Here is a 19801-nt window from a genome sequence, read left to right as displayed (position 1 = left end):
GTCGCGTGTTCCTTCAGCGCGCGTTCGTCTGCCCGAGATCGCGCAGCCGCTTGCCCGCGAACAGGCGCGCCTCGATCGTTTCCAACGAGACGCCGCGTGTCTCTGGCACGAAAAGGACCGTCACGACGATGAACAAACCGTTGAGCAGGGCGAACAGAAGGAATGTATGCGCGGAGCCGAGAGCCGCCATCAGGGTCAGGAAGGTGTTGCTGACCAGCCAGTTCGCGGCCCAGTTCGTGACCGTCGAGCAGCCGATGCCGAAATCGCGGCCGCGCGTCGGCTGAACCTCGGAACACAGCGTCCACACCAGGGGGCCTTCACCGATCGCGAACCCGGCCACGAACAGCAGGACGAACCCCACGAGCGCAAGCTGTGTCGAAAAGCTCTGCGCGCCACTGAGCAGAAGCACGCCGACGCCCGCCATGCTGATCGCGGCGATGAGGCACGACAGGACCAGCAGGGGCCGGCGCCCCCAGCGATCCACGAAAACGATCGCAACGCCCGTCAGCGCCATGTTAGTCAGCCCGACCAGCGTGGTGGCCCAGACCGCTGCCGACGTTCCGAAATGCGCAGCCTGGAAAACGCGCGGGGCGTAGTACATCAGGACGTTGATGCCGGTGAGCTGCTGCATGACCTGCAGCACCATGCCGAGCAGGACCGACCGTCGGAAATTTCCGGACGACCGGAACAGGGCGAAGCCCTTGTGGCTGTCCTGATTGAGCCGGGCCTGAATCTCCTGCAGCTCGGATTCCGCCACGTCGTTGTCGGTCCGCAGCATCCGCAGGACCGAGCGCGCGCGTTCGGTGCGCCCCTGCATCATCAGCCAGCGCGGCGTATGCGGCAGGAACAGCACACCCAGCAGGAACAGCGTCGCGGGCACGGCCATCACGCCCAGCATCCAGCGCCAATGGCCGCCTGATGCCAGCAGGCTGTCCGACACGAAGGCCGCGAAAATGCCAAAGCTCACCATCAGCTGATAGAAGCTGATCATGGCGCCGCGCGCGGATTCCACCGTGATCTCGGAGATATAGAGCGGGGCCGCGAAGGCCGCGACGCCGACGGCGAGACCCAGGACGAGCCGACCGCCGATCAGGAAGGCAGGCGACGGCGCCAGCGCGCAGGCCGCCGTACCGGCGAGGAACAGCAAGGCCGAGCCGAGCATGGCACCTGTGCGCCCAAAGCGGGCCGAGATCGAACCTGCGACAAGCGAACCAAATGCGGCACCCGCCATCATGGACGAGACGATCCATTCCTCGGTCCGGGCCGGAATATGGAAATCGGTGGCGATGAACGGCAGCGCGCCGGCGACGACGCCTGTATCGAGCCCGAACATCAGACCCGCCAGCGCGGCCAGAATTCCGAGGCCGATCGCGCGTCCGGTGCTGGCCGACCCCATCGCCCCATCCGTACTTTCGGTCCGTGTTGCCGCCACTCCAACCATACGACGCGTATTCCCTTCCGAATCCCATGCACACGCGCGCACCGGATGTCGGCACCGGAACACGCGCTGGTCTTTATGGCGGCCCGAATGCGATGCGAACACCCCTGTGTTCAGAGGATCACATTCGTTGCGAGATAAATCAGCGGTGGACAATTTATCGTCATCCGCACCTCTGTTGACAGGATCCGGCGCATCCCGTCGTCATCCTTCGTCATGACACCCGTCTTCGCCATAGGTCTTGCGACCGCCGCAATCGCCGCGATCATCGTCCTGATCGCCTATTTCCGCCTCAACCCGTTCATCGTGTTGTTCACGGTGTCGCTGATCCTGGCGCTGGCGGCAGGCATGCCACCCGACAAGGTGGTGGCCTCGTTCGAAGCCGGCGCCGGACACGTGCTGGGCCACGTGGGCACCGTGATTGCGCTCGGCACGATGCTGGGCAAGATGCTGGCCGAATCGGGGGGTGCGGACCGCATCACGATCACGGTCTCCCAGGCGTTCGGCAAAAGCAAACTCGACTGGGCCATGATGCTGATCGGCCTGATCGTGGGTCTGCCGGTGTTTTTCGAAGTCGGGTTCGTGCTGCTGATCCCGCTGGCCTTCGTCATGGCCCAGCGACACAACACGCCCCTGTTGCGCCTCGCCCTTCCGCTGGGCGCCGCGCTGTCGGTCACCCATGCGATGGTGCCGCCGCATCCTGCGACCCTGCTCGCGCTCCAAGCCTATCACGCCAATACCGGCCGCACGATCTTCTGGGGCATCCTCGTCGGCATCCCGACGGCGATCCTGGCCGGTCCGATCTTTGCCCGCTTCGTCGCCCCGCGCATCAAGATCGAGGGCACGAACGCACTTGGCGAGCAGTTCACGAACCGTCAGGTGCCGGAGAAGCTTCCGTCCTTCACCATTACCGTCGTGACGGTCCTCTCGCCGGTCATCCTGATGCTCGTGGGCTCGATCGCCGACGTTGTGACAACGCCCAAGACGCAGGCCAACCAGCTGCTGCACTTCATCGGCAACACCGATATCGCGCTTGTCCTTGCGACCATCCTCTCGTTCTACGTCCTCGGTCTGGCCCGCGGCTTCTCGCGCGAGACCATTCTGCGCTTCACCAACGAGTGCCTTGGCCCGACGGCACTCATCATGCTGCTGGTCGGTGCCGGCGGCGGTTTCGGACGTGAGCTGGTGGACAGCGGTGTCTCCAAGACGATCACCGACGTCGCTCTGGGTGCGCATGTGCCGTTGCTGGTGCTGGCATGGCTTCTCGCCGTGGTCGTGCGCGTTGCCTGCGGATCGGCCACGGTCGCCATGAGCACGGCTTCCTCGATCGCCGGACCGATCCTGTTGAAGGCGCATGGTGTGTCGCCCGAGCTGATGGTTCTGGTGACCGGCGCCGGGTCGGTGGCATTCGGCCCCATGAACGATGCGGGCTTCTGGCAGATGAAGGAATATCTCGGCCTGACCGTCCCCCAGACGATCAAGACATGGTCGGCGGTCGAGACGCTGATTGCGTTCTTCGGCCTGGCGTTCTGCCTCCTGCTGGCCCAGTTCATCAGCTGATGGCGTGACGTCCGGGCGATGCGGAGGCCGGCGCGTGCACATCGCGGTGCGCGCCGGTTCCGTTTCGGTCTACATCTGGCGTCATGTCCCTACGCATCGGCCCGACCGTCCAGATCCCGGATGAAGAGATCGCAATCTCCTACATCCTCGCGTCCGGCCCCGGAGGCCAGAACGTCAACAAGCTGGCCACCGCGGCCCAGCTTCGTTTCGATGCGCGGCACTCCCCGTCCCTGCCGCCCCGCGTCCGGGCCCGGCTTCAGGCACTCGCGGGCGGACGGCTGACCAAGGACGGCGTCATCGTTCTGACGGCGCAGCGTTTCCGCAGTCAGACCCGCAACCGGGAGGACGCCCGGGAGCGATTGGCGGACCTGATTCGTGAAGCCCTGATCGCGCCGGTCCGACGGATCGCGACGCGTCCGTCACGTGGTGAAAAGCGTCGTCGGCTCGAAAGCAAACTCCATCGGGGCCAGATCAAGCAGGGCCGCAGCCGTCCGTCCGAGGATTGACGCGTCAGTCCATAGGGGAACCATTCGGTCCACCGAGGACTTTATTCGAAACACGACACCGAGGCGCATTTTGTCTCCTGTCATTTCGAGAAAGTCTTTTTCATGACTGATAATGTAAGCGGAACATTCGCCGACAAGGTTGTCGTCGTCACGGGTGCCGCGTCCGGCATCGGCAAGGCGACAGCGCTGAAGTTCCTGTCACAGGGCGCGTCGGTCGTCTGGTCCGATCAGGACGAGGATACGCTCAAGGACGCCATGGCCGGCGCGCCCGAGGACCGCAGCGTTGCGTGCATCGTCGATCAGAGCCAGGCGAGCGAAGCCGCACGCAGCATTGAGACGGCGCTGGAGCGTTTTGGACGGCTCGATGTGCTGGTCAACAACGCGGGGACGACAGTTCTCGGCACCATTCTCGACAATTCCGTCGAGGACTGGCATCGCGTTGTGGCCGTCAATATCGATGGGGCATTGTTCTCGTCCAAGGCAGCCTTGCCGCACCTGATCAAGAGCGGCGGATGCATCGTCAACACCGCCTCGGTCTCCGGCACGGGCGGGGACTGGAACACGACGCTCTACAACGTCTCCAAGGGCGCTGTCGTGAACATGACCCGTGCGCTGGCGCTGGCGCATGGTCCGGACGGCGTCCGGGTCAATGCGATCTGCCCGTCCGTCACGCATACCGGCATGACGGACGGCATGATGGACAACAAGGAATACCTCGACAAACTCGTCAGTGCGATTCCCCTGCGTCGCATCGGGCAGCCCGAGGACATGGCGTCTGCCATCGTGTTTCTGGCCAGCGACGCCGCAGGGTTCATCTCGGGTGCCATCCTGCCCGTCGATGGTGGTATCACTGCAGGCAACGGCCAGCCGCCGTTTCCGAGCTGAAGTCACCCTTTCCTTCCCCTGAACGAGGACCGCCATGGCCATCTATAATTCCGACCGCTGGACCTGGTTCGTAGGCCTTGGCGTTGCGAGCATCGTGCTCGGTGTCCTCGCCTGGATCGATGCGATGAGTGTATCGCTTGCCAGTGTCATGTTGCTTGGCATTGCGATCGTCGTGGCGGGCATCTTTCAGATTGCCCATGCGATCAGCGCGCGGGACTGGAGCGGCCGGCTGTTCGCCCTCGCCGGTGGGTGTCTTTACGTGCTCGGTGGCGTGCTGCTGATGGCCGAACCGGTGGCTGGCTCGATCTTCATCACCGCCGTGATCTCGATCTGCATGATGATCGCAGGCGTGGCGCGGCTGGCCATCGCGTTTTCCCATCGCGAAACCGGCGGCTGGCAGCTCATGGCGCTGGGAGGCGTGGTCACGCTGCTGATCGGCATCCTACTGTACACGAGCCTGCCGTGGTCCGGGCTGTGGCTGATCGGCACATTCGTGGCCGTCGAACTGATCATCGCAGGCGTGGCCTGGCTGCAGCTGGGTCTGGCGATGCGCCCTGCACGGTCTATCCGCTGACCACCCGAATCTGACTGTCCGACATTCGTGCCGGGCGGATCATATCCAGCCGTGCCTCGTGCACGGCTTTTTTATGGCTGTATCCCGCGAAACGCACCGTCGCAAGCGACTGTCTATGGCCGGATATCTTCCCGATCGCGCTCTGACGCCGAGATGACCACTTTGGAAGACCGCTGGCGTCGCGCCAGGAACCTATGAGATACAGGACACGCCCGTCCGTGCAGGCGCCGGAACAGAGAGACCCCTGTTCGAAACGACAATCGCCTCCGCTCAGTGACGATTACATATCATCGCACTTTGTCGGGCTGCTTAAATAGACCGCAAATTCTAAATGTTACGTTCCCACAATGACCGCCATCACGCATACGCTGTGGCTGATGCTCGAGACCCACGCAGACCACGACGGACCGCCCAGCCGGCCCAAGGCCTTCCAATAAGTAAACCGGCCTTGAGCCGATGTGCAGGTTCGGGCTGCCATCCCGTCGCGGCCCCAGGCAATACGGCGCGCGCGTGCGGCGCAGGCACGCGCGCCGCCATTGCTTACCGCTCGGTGTTCTCGGCGTAGGGGTTTTTTGTGCCGCGCAGCTGAATACGGATCGGCGTTCCGGGCAGATGGAACGTCTCGCGCAGGCCGTTCACCAGATAACGCTTGTAGGAATCCGGCAGCATTTCCGCGCGTGTGCCGAAAATGATGAATGTCGGGGGCCGGGACTTGGCCTGCGTCATGTATCGCAGCTTGAGGCGCCGTCCATCGACGAGCGGCGGCTGGTGCCGCTCGAGCGCGCCTTCGAACCAGCGGTTCAGTTCGCCTGTCGTCACACGGGCATTCCAGACCTCGTGGGCACGTCGCACTGCCGGCAGCAGATGCTTCACCCCGGCCCCCGTCATGGCCGAGAACGTGACCACGGGAATGCCGCGCATCTGCGCAAGCGACGTCTCGATGCGGTCGGCGATCGCCTGACGGGTCTTGGCGCGATCCTCGACAGCGTCCCACTTGTTCAGGGCGAGCACGCAGGCGCGCCCCTCGCGCTCGATCAGGCGGGCAATCTGCAAATCCTGCTCGTGAACACCCAAAGTCGCATCCAGCGTCAGGACCACGACCTCGGCCATCTTCAGCGCCTCGATCGAGGCCGAGACCGACATCCGCTCGAGCGACTGCTCGACGCGCGCACGTTTGCGCATGCCCGCCGTATCGACGATCTGGATCGGACCGCCGGGATCGTCCAGCACGACCGAAATCGCATCGCGCGTCAGGCCCGGCTCGGGGCCGGTGATCATGCGCTCCTCGCCCAGCAGACGGTTCAGGAGCGTCGACTTGCCCGCGTTTGGGCGGCCGACGATCGCCAGACGCAGCGGTCCTTCCGGACGGTCCTCGCTGTGCGGCGCCTGCGCGCGTGGCGCGTCCGGAAGACGGTCCGCGATCTCGCCCATCAGATCGGCGATGCCTTCGCCGTGCTCCGCCGAAAGCGCGAGCGGCGTGCCCAGCCCCAGCGAATAGGCTTCGAGCGCCGCGTCCGTCCCCGCCTGCCCTTCCGCCTTGTTGGCCAGGAGAAGCACAGGTCGATCCTGCCTGCGGAGCCATGCTGCGAAATGGGCGTCGGCCGGGGTAATGCCGGCGCGCGCGTCGATGCAGAACAGCACGAGGTCCGCCTGCGCCACGGCGGATTCCGACGATGCGCGCATCCGTCCGAACAGCGTATCGGGCGCCGCTTCCTCGAGGCCTGCGGTGTCGATCAGCCTAACCCGCCGACCGCGAAGCATCGCCTCGCCTTCCTTGCGGTCGCGCGTGACCCCCGGCATGTCGGATACCAGCGCCTGACGCCGTCCGACGAGCCGGTTGAACAGCGTGGACTTCCCGACATTGGGTCGGCCCGCGATCACGACGACCGGCAGGTTTTCAGAGGTGTTCATCCGTAGGCAGTCAGGTTGCCGTCCTCGCTGATGACGAGAACTTGCCCGTCACAGACGATCGGCGCGACGAGCGATGGTTTATGGGTGGGCACGATATCGGTGATCTTGCCGCTGACCGCATCGAGCACGGCCATGCCGTTCTTGTTCCAGGTCGAGATGCACACGAGCTTGCCGCCCGCGAGAACCGGGCCGAGCCATTCGATTGCATTCTTCTGCGCTTCCATGCGAACGAAACGGCGCAGCTGGCTGATCCAGCGCACATGGCCCGAAAGCTTGTCGACGCAGGCGACCTGTTCGTCCGCCGAAAGGACGTAGATCCAGTCCCCGGCGACGCACAACGCGTTCTGGCTGGCGACCTCGCGTTCCCACAGCCTGCGGCCGGAGCGCATGTCGATGGCCACCAGCACGCGCGACATGCTCACGGCATAGGCCGTGCCTTCGGAAATTACGGGGGCACCCCGCACGCAGGCGAAGTCCATCGTCTCGTCGCGGCCGTTCGAGCCACCGAGGCTGTCGCTCCACACCATCTCGCCGGTCACAGCACGCAGCGCCACGAGATCGCCCGAGCCAAATCCGGCCAGCACGATGCCGTCGACAACCGCGGGTGCCGGCTGCCCGAACATCACCGTATCGGCGGGTGTTGCGGAATAGGTCCAGATCTGTTTGCCGGTCTTGGCGTCGAGTGCGAACAGGCGCTCGTCGATCGTACCGAAGAAGACGCGCCCGTCGACGATCGTCGGTGCCGAGCGACCGGGCGTGCCGAGATCGGTGCGCCATTTCACATGGCCAGTCGCCGCATCGACCGCCAGGGTCTGCGCCACGCCATCGACGATGTAGAGCGTATCGCCGTCGAGACCGATCCCGCCGCCGATGTTGCTGGATTTCATCTTGCGCGGCGTCGGCGTGAGCGACCAGACCTGCGTCATGCCGGGCCAGTTCCATGCCCGCACGGTACCGATGCCGTCCACGGTATAGATACGGCCTCCGCCGACGACCGGCGGGGACTGGATCGCGCCGCGGCCGTTCGAGCCCAGCGCCGCGAACGACCAGAGGCTCGGCTCGGAGACGCCGTGGCCGATGGAATGCGTCCAGAGCTGCTTCGTCGTGCCCGGCCATGCGGCGTTGATCGCGACATGATCGGGATGGACGCCGGACTGGGGCCAGTTGTCGAGCGTCTGGACCGGCGGCAACGCGATCGGCGTGCTGTCGTCCTTGTCGACGGTCAGTCCCGCGCCGCTGGAGAGAACGTCCACGCGATGGCCCGCCAGAACCGGCTTCTTGTCCTCATCGCATCCGGACAGCATGGGCAACGCAATGACGCCGCCGAGCAGGGCGCGGCGCCCGAGGCGCGTCTGGTTGGTATTGTAAGTCATCTCAGCCGGCGCCTCCGGTTGCGTCGCCAAATGTCTGCAACATCATCTGCGCCCGTTCTCGCACGCCTTCCGGTGCGGCCGCATTCTGCGAAAGGCGCGTCAGGATTCTCTGTGCTTCCGCGCTCTGGGCTGCTGTAGCGCCGGGCGCGAGATCGAGACCCACGAGTTGTTCCTGGGCCAGAGCCTGCCATGGACCGGGCCGTTGGCTCAGGCTTGTAAAGCCCTCACGCAGCACTTTCGCATCCGCATGGCCTTCGGAGGCCTCAAGCGACAGAAGGGTCGCGAGCTGGCGCTGTGATTCCGGGACGTCGTTCGCGGCGGAAATCGTATGCCAGGCTTGCTGGGCCCCGGCGAGATCGCCGCTCTGCTGGCGGAGATTTGCCAGCTGGAACCCGGCATAGCCACGCATCGCGGCCGGCCCGTTTGCCTGCAGGTCGGCAAGGGTGGAACCCGCGCTTGCGACATTTGCCGGCAGCGGCGCTTTCAGGCCGTGTGCGGTCTGAACCGTGCGCGCGGCATCGAAATAGCGGGCCGACGCCGCATCATCGGTCTTGCCGTGGCGATACGCGGTATATTGCCACGCGCCGAGGCCCACCACGATGGCACATGCCGCAATGACCCCGCCTGCCGCGACGCGGCGCGCGAACGCGCGATTGCGCTCGGCGTGCCAGTCCGCCATGTCATGACTGAAAATATCGTCGGCCACGCGTGCCCTCTCTGCCGGATCCTGATCGCGGCGCGCATGCCCGCTGCGCACCTGCCATTCGGGCGCGGACCATACAGGCACCGCGCGGGCGGAGCAAACGTCCGCCGCCAAGTCTCAGAACGTCATTGCAAGGGCCGCCGTGCCCACGATCTGCTGCGTTGCGTCATGGCCATGCCCGGTGACGCCGACGCCGCCGACAAGCCCCAGTGTCGACGAGAAATTATATTCCACCGCTGGAACGAAGAACCAGTCGTTCCCTGCCGCCGTGTTGAACGTCGTGCCGCTGTTCTGCCCTGCACAGCGCCCGCTCACGCGGCTGCCGCTGGACCAGTCCCGAATGACGTCGAGCCCCAGGACCACATGGCGATCCAGCGCAAGCTCGATCGCGCCGCCCGCGCTGCCGAATGCCTCCGGTGCCACGTGCCCCGAAAACCCCGCGTGCGTTCCATAGACGCTCAGACCATGCAGCGGTGCCGTGGCGAGCGGCTGCCCGTTCAGGGCCCACAACCGCGTGCGAAACGGCGGCAGCCCCTGGAATTTGAAAGCCGTCTGATCGATCAGCCCGTAGCGGAATGCGTAGGCCCCTGAGCCGGTACCGTTCTGCCCGCGTGACAGACGATCATAGGCGCCGGTCGGAAAATCCATGCCGAGGTCGAGTGTGACGCTCGTATGCCATGTGCGTCCCTGCCGATCGAGAACATAGCCTTGCAGGATGACCGGAAGGTCGTTCAGGCGTGGCCCCGACGTCGTGCCTGCCGGTCCCCACCCGTAGGAGACTTCCGGCGTCGTGTAGATGGAGAGCCAGTGTGTCAGACCGTATTTGACGATGGTGAGGCTGCTGGCGGATGTCTCGGCATTCTCGACCGGGTGTTCGTCCCCCTCCGCATTGAAGACACCCGTTGGTGCGCCGAGATAAAGGTAGGGCTGGACATAGACGCCGCCCGCCTTCGTCAGAGGCACCGGCGGCGAATCGAGCGTTCCCGTATAGGCCTGATCGTCTCCAGGCATTGCCGCGGCGGCACCGCAGGCAAGCCGCAGCAGCACGGCCCCCGCAAAGAGGCGCCACCGTCGCGTATTAACCAAATCTTCGGACTTATACGGCATCCTGCGCGGACTCTTGGGGATGGCGTGAATGACGGGACCGTTTGTTTTGACGATGTTACGGGCGAGCGCGCTCTGCGTTCCCCTGGCAGGATGCGGCGCGGACTATCTCGCATCGGAAGTCACGGGTCGCGACTGCAATACCGCCTATCTTTATGATGGCGACAGTTTCTGCGCGCCGCCGAAGGGGCCGCCACCGCCCCAGCCCTACTGCACCCAAGGCTTCGAAGGCGTGGACTGCTGGGCCCGGCCGGATCTGATGCCCGGCGTGGCGCGGCAGGTGGCGGAAGGCCCGACCAGTCTCACGCCCGATCAGAATCGCGCACGCACCGGTCAATAAACCATGCGTGCCGCGTGTCTCAGTGGCCGCCGAGTTTGTGCGCGCCAGCACTCAGCTGCTGCGCGAGCGCCGCGAAATTGGCGCCGATTCGTTTCTGCACCGCCGTGCTGCCGGACTGGATACGGGCAATCTTCGTGCGCGCATCCTCGCTGATCGCGGTTTCTTCCTGCTGCGCATGCTGGTTCACGCAGGCATTGTAGATTCGGGCGGCGTGGTCATAGGCCTGAACCGCATCGACGCTCGCGTTGTACTGCGAGACGTTCGTGGTGCTGACGGTCGGCACCTTGGGCTCCGCGCCGCACTGCGCGGCCGTCCACGTGCTCTGGGCCATGGCCGGGGATATGGCCGTTGCGGCCATGAGAAGGACTGGAAGAATTCGGGTCACGGGACCATCGGCTCCTGGAAAAGGTCGCAGGCATGTGCCCCGAATTTACGGCGCAAATCGGGCAAGCCAACCGTCCGGCGCACCGATCATCGCGTTGTCGCGCATGATCGCGCGGCCGCGCACGATAGTCGCCATCGGCCAGCCCTTCACGCGCTGTCCGTCGAAAGGCGTCCATCCGCAAGGGCTTGCGATCCACGCGTTTTCGATCGTGCGCTCGGCTTTCATGTCCACAAGGGTGAAGTCCGCATCATACCCTGCGGCGATCCGGCCCTTGCCCTGCAAGCCGTAGACGCGCGCCGGTCCTGCCGCCATCAGGTCGACAAGGCGCGCAAGACTAAGCCGCCCGGCGTTCACATGATCCAGCATCAGGGGCACGATGGTCTGCGTGCCCGTCAGGCCGGCGGGGCAATCCGGCCATGGCCTACGCTTTGCCTCGAGCGGATGCGGGGCGTGGTCGGATGAGACGACGTCCACAGTGCCGTCGGCAATGGCCGCCCAACTCGCCGCGTAATGGCGCCGATCGCGCAGGGGCGGGTTCATGACCGCAAGCCCCTCCAGCCGCTCGTAACAGTCCGGGGCGATCTGGGTCAGGTGATTGACCAGCACCTCGACCGTCGAGACATCGCGATAACCTTGGAGATAAGACAGCTCTTCCGCGGTCGAGACATGAAGAATATGTGCCGGGCGGCCAGTTTTGCGGGCAAGCGCCATGATCCGCCGCGTGCCGAGAAAGGCACATTCGACGTCGCGCCACTCGCTGTGCGTCGCATAGGGCTGCCCGCTGTGAAACGAAGGCTTGCGTGCCTGGAGGCGGTATTCGTCTTCGGAATGAAAGGCGATCCGGCGGTGCCCGGACCGCATGACGGCCTCGATCCCGGCATCGTCCTCGATCATCAGGTTGCCGGTAGATGATCCGGCGAAGACCTTGATCGCACACACGCCGCGCATCTGCTCCAGCGCTGCGAGCTGCGGCGTGTTCTCACGCGTGGCGCCGACGAAGAAGGCAAAATCCGTCCAGGCGTGCCGCGGCACGTGCTCCTGCTTCCACGCGATCATGTCCCGATCCGTGATCGGAGGGTTCGTGTTCGGCATGTCGAACACCATCGTCACCCCGCCCAGGGCTGCGCCGCGCGTGCCGGTCTCGATCGTCTCCACGCCGGCATTGCCGGGTTCGCGCAGATGCACGTGGCTGTCGATCAGGCCGGGCAGGACATGGAGGCCGGACGCGTCGATGACTTCGTGGGCTTCGTCGTCCGCGCGCACGCCGAGGCTTGCGATGCGTCCATCGCGGACGCCGAGCGAGGTCTGCACCTCGCCCCACGGGAGAACGCACAGTCCGTTACGGATGATGAGATCGTAGCGCATGCGCGTTCTATGACTCGCTCAGGCGCCTTGCGCCAGAGTATCCATCACATCGCCGTCGGCATCCGCGCCGTCGATGTGAATGGCATGCCACAGGGTATAAAACAGGAGCGTCCATGCTCCGCGCCGCGCCTTGCGCCGACTGGCGTCGGCAAACAGCGCACGCACCCGTTCGGGATGGGCAATCTCTGCGATGCACGGGGCGCGTGCGACCAGTGCACCGATTTGCGCGCCATTCTGCATGATCCAGTCGGCGATCGGCACCGTGAACCCCTGCTTCGGCGCAAACGGGCGCGCCTGCGGCAGGGCGTCTGCCAGCCACCGGCGCAGCAGCCATTTCCCCTGCCCGCCCCTGATTTTCATCGAGTCCGGGAGACTTTGCGCGACGGCAGCCACGACCGGATCCAGCAACGGCGTGCGCCCCTCGACCGCATGGGCCATCAGGCAGCGATCGAGTTTGATCAACAGGTCGTTCGGCAGCCATTCGCCGATGTCCAGCGCCTGCGCACGCGCCAGCCGGCCGACATCCGACCAGCTGGCCAGAGCCGCCGCCATGCCACGTCTCCATGAGCGATCATCGCGGCGCAATACGCCCATGCCGGACAGGGCACCGCTGGTCCAGGGCGCTCGCCCACCGCGCCACCAGGGACGCATGGCCCGGCGATAACGGCCGTAACCCGCGAACAGCTCGTCGCCGCCTTCTCCGCTGAGCACGACCTTCACCTCCCGCGCCGCTTCCTGGGCGAGGAACCAGGTTGGAATCGTGGCATAATCGGCCACCGGATCATCAAGGCAGGCGACGATCTTCGGCAGGTCCCGCCATACCATGTCACGCGTGATGGTCATGACGCGATGATCCGCGCCCACGGCCTGCGCGAGCGCGCGTGCGTGAACACTCTCATCGGCGGAGCCAGGCACATCGAAGCGCGCGGTCCATGCGACCGGGCGGGCGTCGCCCACGCGCGCCATGGTGGCCAGCACGGCGGCGCTGTCGATCCCGCCGGAGAGAAACATGCCAACCGGCACGTCGGCACGCAGATGAGCGCGCACGCTGTCGGCCAGGGCGGCATCGAGCGCCGCGAGCGCCGGAGCCTCGGACGTGAAGACACCCGAGGCACGCGGCAAGACCGGGACGCGGCGCTGGCTTGCGATCCTGCCATCGACCAGATGGACCGTCTCGCCCGGATTTACGCGCCGGATTCCCGGAAAGATCGTATCCGAGCCTGTCGTGAACTGGAGTTGCAGAAGCTCGTCCCGTGCAGAATCGCGCGCTTCGCGGCGACCGATGCCTGCTGCAAGCAGGGCCTCGGGTTCGGATGCAAAGGCGATGCCCGAGGGACACTGCGCGAGATAGAGCGGCTTGATCCCGAAAGGGTCGCGCGCCAGCACGATCTCGTGGCCGCTTCCCCGCGTCTGCGCGACGGCAATCGCATACATGCCGCGCAACCGACCCGCGAAGCCGAGCCCTTCGTCGCGCCACAAATGGAGTGCGGGTTCGCAGTCGCTGCCGGTCGCGAACGCCGTATCCGGCATCGCCGCGCGCAATTCGGGATCGTTGTAGATCTCGCCATTGGCGATCAGGGCAGCGTCATCCGACAGGATCGGCTGCGCGCCGCCGTCGAGGTCGACGATCGACAACCTGCGGTGCACAAGTCCCGCACCGTTGCAGCAATATCGTCCGCCGCCGTCCGGGCCGCGATGCACCAGCGCCGCTTCCATCGCGTCCAGCATGGCGGCATCGGGCACAAGCCCCGGCCGGCACGAGATGCCTGCAATGCCGCACATCTATGCCTGCCCCACGGTTGCCAGAAACGCGCGCCATTGCGCCATCACCACCGGCTCGGCGAACTCCCGCTCGAAACGGGCCCGTCCATTTCGTGCCAGCATTTCCGCGAGGGCGCGATCCTCCAGAACCTCGGCGATCCTGAGCCCCAGCGACCGGGGATCCTCGACGTCCGCCAAGAGTCCGTCCTGTGTGCCCTCAAGGATTTCATGTGGTCCCTGAATGGCGGTTGCGACCACGGGAACAGCCGCCGACTGAGCCTCGATCACGACATTTCCGAGCGGCTCGATCCGAGACGAGCAAACCAGCACGTCGCAGGCCCGCAGCAGCGCGCCACTATCCTGCACCCAGCCCGGCATATGCACACGGTCAGCCACGCCTCCGCCTCGCGCGAGCGTTTCAAGGGCCGCACGCTCCGGGCCCTCGCCTGCGATGACCAGATGCGCGCCCGGCACGTGCACCATGGCGCGGATCAGCACATCGAACCCCTTGTTCGCATGGAGCCGGCCGAGTGCCAGCACGAACGGGGCGTCGGGCGGGAGAAAATCGGGGCGACGTGGCGCGACGGTGCCGAAATCGGTCGCGAAATTCGGCAGGTGATGCACCCGCGAGGCGGCCCAGCCCTGGGATACCATCCATTCCGCCAGACCTCTCGTATTGCCGATCAGGTGGTCGCAATGACGATAGGTCGAAAGATCGTAATAGCCGCCGAGCCGCCCGGCGAGCGTCCAGGGGCCGCGCGGCGTCATGCGGGCAGCTCGGCTCATCCAGGCAACGGTGACTGCAGGGGCAAACGCTTTGAGCAGGCGTCCGAGGCGCGGGCGCGTCAGCAGATCGAGCGCGCCGCCGAAAGCCAGCATCTTCGGGAAGACGTCTGCCCTGTTCAGCCGCGCGGCCCGGGCATCGTCCCGCCGGATGACACTGAGAAGCCTGCGTCCTTCACGCTGATGCGCGGCGCACAGACGCTCGTAGAACAGTTCCGCACCACCGGCCGGGCTGCCGGCCATGACATGGGCGACAGAAGGCAAGGCAGCCTGCGGGAGTGGGTCGATCGATCCGGACATCGCGGCTGCCCTTATCACGAAATGCAGTCGCCCTCAGCCTTCACATGCGGGCCGGGCACATCTCGTCGGCAGAGGCCAGAACGGTAGCGACGTCCAATCCCGCAATCGGCGCCTGTCCCTCCGGTCCGGGTGCGATGACGGCGCGCGCGCATATCCCGCTCGGTGCATATTCCGAGACGCGCGACGGGCCGAACAGGCCCAGCGTCGGCACGCCGGCCGCGGCTGCGAGATGCATCAGGCCCGAATCGTTGCCGACGAACAGCGCGCAGCGTCGCAGCAGGGCCGCCACCTCGCCCAGAGGCCGATCGCCGCCGAGGTCGATCGCATGTGGCAGGGCGGCGCGGACGGGCGACGCACGCCGCTCCTCGTCTGTCCCCGGGCCGTAGAACAGCACCGGGATGAGATCGGGCCGGGCGCGGGCAAGTTCTATGAAATGTTCTGCAGGCCAGATTTTGCCATCCCAGTTGGCGGTCGGCCCAAGTGCCAGATACCGGGCCACATCCGGCAATGCCTCGTGCGCAAGCTCGTCCTGTCCTGGTGTGGTCCAGACGACCGGAAGCGGCGGCGGATCGAGGTTCAGAACGGCACCCAGATGACCGATGCGCAGACCGTTCCGACGACCGCCACGCATGATCCTGCGACGCCGGGCCCACAGGAAGAAGCTGACGCCCGATCCGCGAAGGTCGATGACGAGGTCCCACCGTGTCCCGACGCATTCGCGCCAGAGCGACAGCCAGTGGGCGTCGTAGCGGCGCTTCTCGACCGTGATGACCCGTACGCAGCGCGGGTTCGGCGCAAACAGGCTGGCGGCGACCGGTCCGCAGGCGACCGTGAACCGGGCGCGAGGATATCGTCGGCCGAGCGCGTTGAGCAGCCCTGTGGAGAGCACCGCGTCACCCAGACGGTTCGCGGTGATGAAAAGGATGTTCATGCGCCGCGAGCAATATCGCGGGTGGTGGCTGCGTCCAAGGCGGAGCGCATCGGCCAGGTGTCTGTATCGATCGGCCCGCAATCGCATCGCATGATGCCCAAGGACGCCTCGGGTTGAAGGAAGCCCGGAGCGTTCCGGCTCACTGCGCGGGATATCACGCGATCAACGCTGCCAGATCGGCGACTTGATGCTGGAGAGAAAGGCCGCATGTGCGGCCAAGGTCGCCTCGTCCGGCTCGGGCATGGGGCGCGGTATACGACCGGATTGTATTTGGTAGGAGGCGACATTGCCGCCGGCCGCAGGTGTAGCCAGTCCGAGGCCGCGCTGCCGGCCGCCCATCAGTTCGAGATAGACCTCGGCCAGCAGCTTGCAGTCCAAGAGCGCGTTATGGGTCGTACGTTCCGACAGGTCGATGCTGAAACGGCGGCAGAGCGCATCGAGACTGTTCGGCAGTCCCGGGAAGCGCTTCTTGGCCAGAACCAGCGTGTCGACCATGCGCGCTCGATCGAGAGTCGGCCGCCCGCAGGCCGAGAGCTCTGCGTTCATGAAGCCGAAATCGAACGGTGCGTTGTGCGCGATCAGCACGTCTTCGCCCACGAATTCGAGGAACCCGTCCGCCACGGCCGCGAAGAGCGGCTTGCCCTCCAGATCGGCCAGCGTGAACCCATGGACGCGGCTGGCTTCAGGAGGGATATCGCGCTCGGGATTGATCAAAACATGGAAATTACGGCCCGTCGGCAGATCGTCGATCAGTTCCAGGGCAGCGATTTCAATGACCCGATCGCCGGTTGCGGGATCGAGGCCGGTGGTCTCGGTATCGAACAGGATCGAACGTTTCATGGCCTGAGTTTGTAGAGCCGATCGAGCAGGCGCGCCACCTGCACGGCGGCGACATGACGCGAAAGTCCTGTCGGGATCACGATATCGGCGCGCGCGAGACGGGCGCGGTCGGACATCTGGCGTGCGATGAGAGCATCCGCCGCCTCCATGGACACGCCGCGCCGTACCGCGATCCGCCTGCGTCGCGTGGCCAGAGGCGCATGTGCCACGACCACCAGATCGCAGTCCCGATCTGCGCCGACCTCGAACAGGAGCGGGATATCGAGTACGCAGAGCCATGCGCCGCGGCCGCGTGCCGTGCGCAGGAATTGGGCGCGCGCCTGTGCCACCAGTGGATGCATGATGGCCTCGAGCGCCCGCATCGCGTCAGGCGAGCGGGTTGCGAACGTTCTCAGCACGTCGCGCCTGATCCGCCCGTCCGCGACTGCCTGCGGGCAGAGAGTCGCGATCGGGGCGACGGCTGCACCATGGCGGCCCTGAAGCCGATGAACGGTCGCATCCGCGTCGAAGACCGGGATGTGTCGGAGACGGAACAGGCGGGCGATGGTGCTCTTGCCGGCCCCCATGCCCCCCGTCAGACCAAGCACCAGCACGCCTGCCTCAGAGATCCGCGTCGAGCAGCGCCATGGTGGCGGCATCCACGTCCGGACGGACGCCGAACCACGCCTCGAAACCGATGACGGCCTGATGCGCCAGCATGCCCAGACCGTTCACGCCGCGCAGACCCCGGGCCTCCGCCGCCGCCAGAAGCGGTGTCTGGCGCGGCACGTAGACGATATCGGCGACAGACAAGCCGGACGACGCCTGACCGAGATCGAACACGGCATTCCCGTGCCCGTCCATGCCAAGCGAGGTCGTGTTGACCAGAAGGTCGAAATCGCCGAGCGCCTCCGGCCAGGCATCCCATGGAAGCGTATCATGTGCATCCAGCGCTTCCCGCAATTCGATCGCGCGTGCCGCCGTGCGGTTCGTGATCGTCACTTCACAGCCGCGATCCAGCAGTGCTGCGACGACGGCCCGCGCCGCGCCGCCCGCCCCGAGCACGAGCACGCGGCCTTTGGGCGACACGCCATGCGCATCGAGATTGGCGACGAATCCGGTCCCATCCGAACAAAGCCCGACCGTCTCGCCATCCGCCGCGAAGACGACCGTGTTGACCGCCCCTGCCCGCTCCGCCGAACGGTCCATCCGGTCCATCAGGGACAGCGCTGCTTCCTTGTGCGGGATCGTCAGGTTCACGCCTGCGAAACCGGCCGCGCATAGGCCTTTCAGCGCGGTCCCGAGATCGTCCGGACGCACGGCCAGCGGCACGTAGGCCCCGTCGATCGCGTAATGTGCGCACCAGTGATTGTGCAGCAGCGGCGAGCGCGAATGTTTGACCGGCCAGCCGATGACACCGGCCAGCCGCGTCGTACCCCGGATCGGCATCAGGCGTGCGTCGCGCAGAAACGCGCCCAGGCGATCGGCAGCAGACGCGCGAGCCGGTCCGCCCATGCACATTGCCCGGCCTCGTCCGCGATCAGATCCTGCCGGATCTCGACCTCGAGATAGGGAAGGCCCCGCGCCTCGGCATGCAGCGGGACGGTGTAATCCGACGTATCGGTCAGGACGTAAGGCTCGTTGTCACCCACGCACAGATCGCCTTCCGCCCGCAGGAGTTCGAGCATGATGCTCGTCAGGCGACTGTCGCGGTTGTGCAGCAATCCGATCTGCCATGGACGCGCCACGCCGCCCATGACCGGCGTGAAGCTGTGCAGCGCGATCAGCGCGGTTGGTTCGCCTTCGCGCGCGTTGAGTTCCTCGGCGATCCGGCCGTGATACGGGTGCAGGATCTCGTGGGCCCGACGCGCATGACAGTCCGCCGGCGCCGATGCGTTCACCGGAACCGTCGTCCCGTCCGAGGAGATGACGACGGATGTCGGATGACCGGGTGCCCGGTTGCAGTCGATCACCAGCCGCGAATAGGTCTGCTCGATGAGGGTCGCGCCCAACCGGTCGCGCAGTTTGTGGCCGACGCCCGCGATGCCGATATCCCATGCGATGTGCCGGTCCCAGTCGTCGGCATGGACCCCGAGATCGCCCAGCGCCAGTGGCACGGCCCGCCCCGCGTGATCGCTGACCAGCACGAAAGGCGATGCATGTTTAGCGGGATGGGCCCTTACGGGATGCGGATCGCTCTCGGCGAGGAGGGAACGACTGCTCATGATGCCTTTCCTGTGGCGGTGGCGATCGCCTGACGCACGCCTGCCGCGCTCCACTGCATGTCACCAAAATGGTGAGCCACGATCTGTCCGTCCGCATTCAGGATGAAGGTTGCCGGCAATGTCTCGGACAGCCGGTCGCGAGCCGTCAGTTCGTTCACCAGCGCAGCCGGTGCATCGACGTAAAGCGGCAGGCTGTCGAGGCCGGTCTTCGCGTAGAATGCACGGACTTTCCCGGCATCGCCGCTCTGGACCGCGACGGGCACGATCAGCGGGCCCTCAGGAACCCGCTTCAGATCGGCCAGCGCGTGTTCGACCTGCGGCAGTTCGGTCCGGCACGGGCCGCACCATGTCGCCCAGAGATGCAGCACGACCGGCCGTCCGCGAAACTGCGCAAGCGACACGGTCTGTCCCTTCTCGTCCAGAAATGTGGCCGAAAGCGGCGGCAGCGGATTTGCCGCGTGCGTCATTCGGCCGATCGGGCGTTCGTCGTCAGGCTCTTCGACAGATGCCCCGGCCGCCAGTGCACCGGTACGCAGCATGCCCAGACCGACACAGACCGTCATCGTTCCTGCGAAAACCGCGCGGCGTGTGGGACTGGCGATCATAATTTCTCCTGCGTCGGCATGACGGGCCGAGGACATGGCGACCTCGTTGTGCGGGCGGCGCCCGCAATGATGGCGGTCTCCCCGAAACGGATGCGGGATCAGACTCTTTGCCCATTGTATATAGGGTGCCTCCACGGCGTATGTCGAACCCCTCGGGCGGGCCATTCGAGCGGCCTGTGCTGGTCTTATCGAAGGTGTCGGGGCGAGGCTGAACAGGCAAGGGTCTAGCTGAT

Annotated in this window: 20 protein-coding genes; 5 read left to right on the top strand and 15 right to left on the bottom strand. The window is 65.7% G+C overall.

Translation table 11 applies throughout. The features are described 5' to 3' along the window. Positions 1-13: 13 nt before the first annotated feature. Entirely contained in the window at positions 14-1441 is a 1428-nt protein-coding gene (locus B8446_RS02810) for a sugar porter family MFS transporter (protein WP_048847029.1), read from the bottom strand. Between the two features lie 213 nt (positions 1442-1654). On the opposite strand from B8446_RS02810, the gene B8446_RS02805 reads away from it, so the two are divergent. From B8446_RS02805 to B8446_RS02790, 4 genes are all read left to right on the top strand, one after another. Next, positions 1655-2998: a GntT/GntP/DsdX family permease gene (locus B8446_RS02805; RefSeq protein ID WP_048847027.1), complete on the top strand. Its 1344-nt coding sequence runs from the start codon at positions 1655-1657 to the stop codon at positions 2996-2998. 83 nt (positions 2999-3081) lie between these two features. Further along, positions 3082-3504, top strand: a complete 423-nt coding sequence (gene arfB / locus B8446_RS02800; RefSeq protein ID WP_048847025.1) for an alternative ribosome rescue aminoacyl-tRNA hydrolase ArfB — start codon at positions 3082-3084, stop codon at positions 3502-3504. A gap of 102 nt (positions 3505-3606) precedes the next feature. Continuing rightward, complete coding sequence (locus B8446_RS02795) at positions 3607-4389, top strand: meso-2,3-butanediol dehydrogenase (RefSeq protein ID WP_048847023.1); 783 nt, start codon at positions 3607-3609, stop codon at positions 4387-4389. A gap of 34 nt (positions 4390-4423) precedes the next feature. Continuing rightward, positions 4424-4963, top strand: a complete 540-nt coding sequence (locus B8446_RS02790; protein ID WP_048847022.1) for an HdeD family acid-resistance protein — start codon at positions 4424-4426, stop codon at positions 4961-4963. A 540-nt stretch (positions 4964-5503) separates the two neighbouring features. On the opposite strand, the gene der is transcribed toward B8446_RS02790, so the two are convergent. The 4 genes from der to B8446_RS02770 all read right to left on the bottom strand — a co-directional run bounded on the left by der (position 5504) and on the right by B8446_RS02770 (position 10057). Next, positions 5504-6874, bottom strand: coding sequence for a ribosome biogenesis GTPase Der (der, locus tag B8446_RS02785; protein ID WP_048847019.1), 1371 nt, complete (start codon positions 6872-6874; stop codon positions 5504-5506). After that, the gene (locus tag B8446_RS02780; RefSeq protein ID WP_048847343.1) at positions 6871-8247 is read right to left on the bottom strand and encodes a PQQ-binding-like beta-propeller repeat protein; all 1377 of its coding nucleotides are present in this window, start codon (positions 8245-8247) and stop codon (positions 6871-6873) included. Before B8446_RS02780 ends, der begins: the two co-directional genes overlap by 4 nt. Before the next feature lies 1 nt (position 8248). Then, on the bottom strand, positions 8249-8953 hold the full coding sequence (locus B8446_RS02775) for a hypothetical protein (RefSeq protein WP_148505821.1): 705 nt from the start codon (positions 8951-8953) through the stop codon (positions 8249-8251). A 114-nt stretch (positions 8954-9067) separates the two neighbouring features. Beyond that, entirely contained in the window at positions 9068-10057 is a 990-nt protein-coding gene (locus B8446_RS02770) for a hypothetical protein (protein WP_148505820.1), read from the bottom strand. 28 nt (positions 10058-10085) lie between these two features. On the opposite strand from B8446_RS02770, the gene B8446_RS02765 reads away from it, so the two are divergent. Beyond that, positions 10086-10394 (top strand): hypothetical protein, encoded by a 309-nt coding sequence (locus B8446_RS02765; protein ID WP_048847013.1) that lies wholly within the window; start codon positions 10086-10088, stop codon positions 10392-10394. Positions 10395-10413: 19 nt separating this feature from the next. Here the strand turns inward: B8446_RS02765 and B8446_RS02760 are convergent, their stop codons facing one another. The 10 genes from B8446_RS02760 to B8446_RS16205 all read right to left on the bottom strand — a co-directional run bounded on the left by B8446_RS02760 (position 10414) and on the right by B8446_RS16205 (position 19568). After that, on the bottom strand, positions 10414-10779 hold the full coding sequence (locus B8446_RS02760; RefSeq protein ID WP_241767601.1) for a hypothetical protein: 366 nt from the start codon (positions 10777-10779) through the stop codon (positions 10414-10416). A 45-nt stretch (positions 10780-10824) separates the two neighbouring features. After that, the gene (locus B8446_RS02755) at positions 10825-12144 is read right to left on the bottom strand and encodes a dihydroorotase (protein WP_048847009.1); all 1320 of its coding nucleotides are present in this window, start codon (positions 12142-12144) and stop codon (positions 10825-10827) included. Positions 12145-12162: 18 nt separating this feature from the next. Then, complete coding sequence (gene asnB / locus B8446_RS02750; RefSeq protein ID WP_048847007.1) at positions 12163-13926, bottom strand: asparagine synthase (glutamine-hydrolyzing); 1764 nt, start codon at positions 13924-13926, stop codon at positions 12163-12165. Then, on the bottom strand, positions 13927-14988 hold the full coding sequence (locus B8446_RS02745; protein ID WP_053053652.1) for a glycosyltransferase: 1062 nt from the start codon (positions 14986-14988) through the stop codon (positions 13927-13929). A 40-nt stretch (positions 14989-15028) separates the two neighbouring features. After that, positions 15029-15919: a glycosyltransferase family 9 protein gene (locus B8446_RS02740; RefSeq protein ID WP_048847003.1), complete on the bottom strand. Its 891-nt coding sequence runs from the start codon at positions 15917-15919 to the stop codon at positions 15029-15031. Between the two features lie 162 nt (positions 15920-16081). Then, entirely contained in the window at positions 16082-16759 is a 678-nt protein-coding gene (gene dnaQ / locus B8446_RS02735) for a DNA polymerase III subunit epsilon (RefSeq protein WP_048847001.1), read from the bottom strand. Next, entirely contained in the window at positions 16756-17352 is a 597-nt protein-coding gene (gene coaE, locus B8446_RS02730; protein WP_048846999.1) for a dephospho-CoA kinase, read from the bottom strand. Before coaE ends, dnaQ begins: the two co-directional genes overlap by 4 nt. A gap of 7 nt (positions 17353-17359) precedes the next feature. Further along, positions 17360-18187 carry a shikimate dehydrogenase gene (locus B8446_RS02725; RefSeq protein WP_048847341.1) on the bottom strand — a complete coding sequence of 276 codons (828 nt, stop codon included), beginning with the start codon at positions 18185-18187 and terminating at the stop codon, positions 17360-17362. Then, on the bottom strand, positions 18187-18963 hold the full coding sequence (locus B8446_RS02720) for an N-formylglutamate amidohydrolase (protein ID WP_048846997.1): 777 nt from the start codon (positions 18961-18963) through the stop codon (positions 18187-18189). The genes B8446_RS02725 and B8446_RS02720 overlap by 1 nt, the downstream gene beginning before the upstream one ends. Next, positions 18960-19568, bottom strand: coding sequence for a TlpA family protein disulfide reductase (locus tag B8446_RS16205; RefSeq protein WP_048846994.1), 609 nt, complete (start codon positions 19566-19568; stop codon positions 18960-18962). The genes B8446_RS02720 and B8446_RS16205 overlap by 4 nt, the downstream gene beginning before the upstream one ends. Positions 19569-19801 lie beyond the last annotated feature (233 nt).

The organism is Tanticharoenia sakaeratensis NBRC 103193, from assembly GCF_000963885.1.
GTDB lineage: Bacteria > Pseudomonadota > Alphaproteobacteria > Acetobacterales > Acetobacteraceae > Tanticharoenia > Tanticharoenia sakaeratensis.
This window is presented reverse-complemented; position numbering and strand designations above follow the sequence as displayed.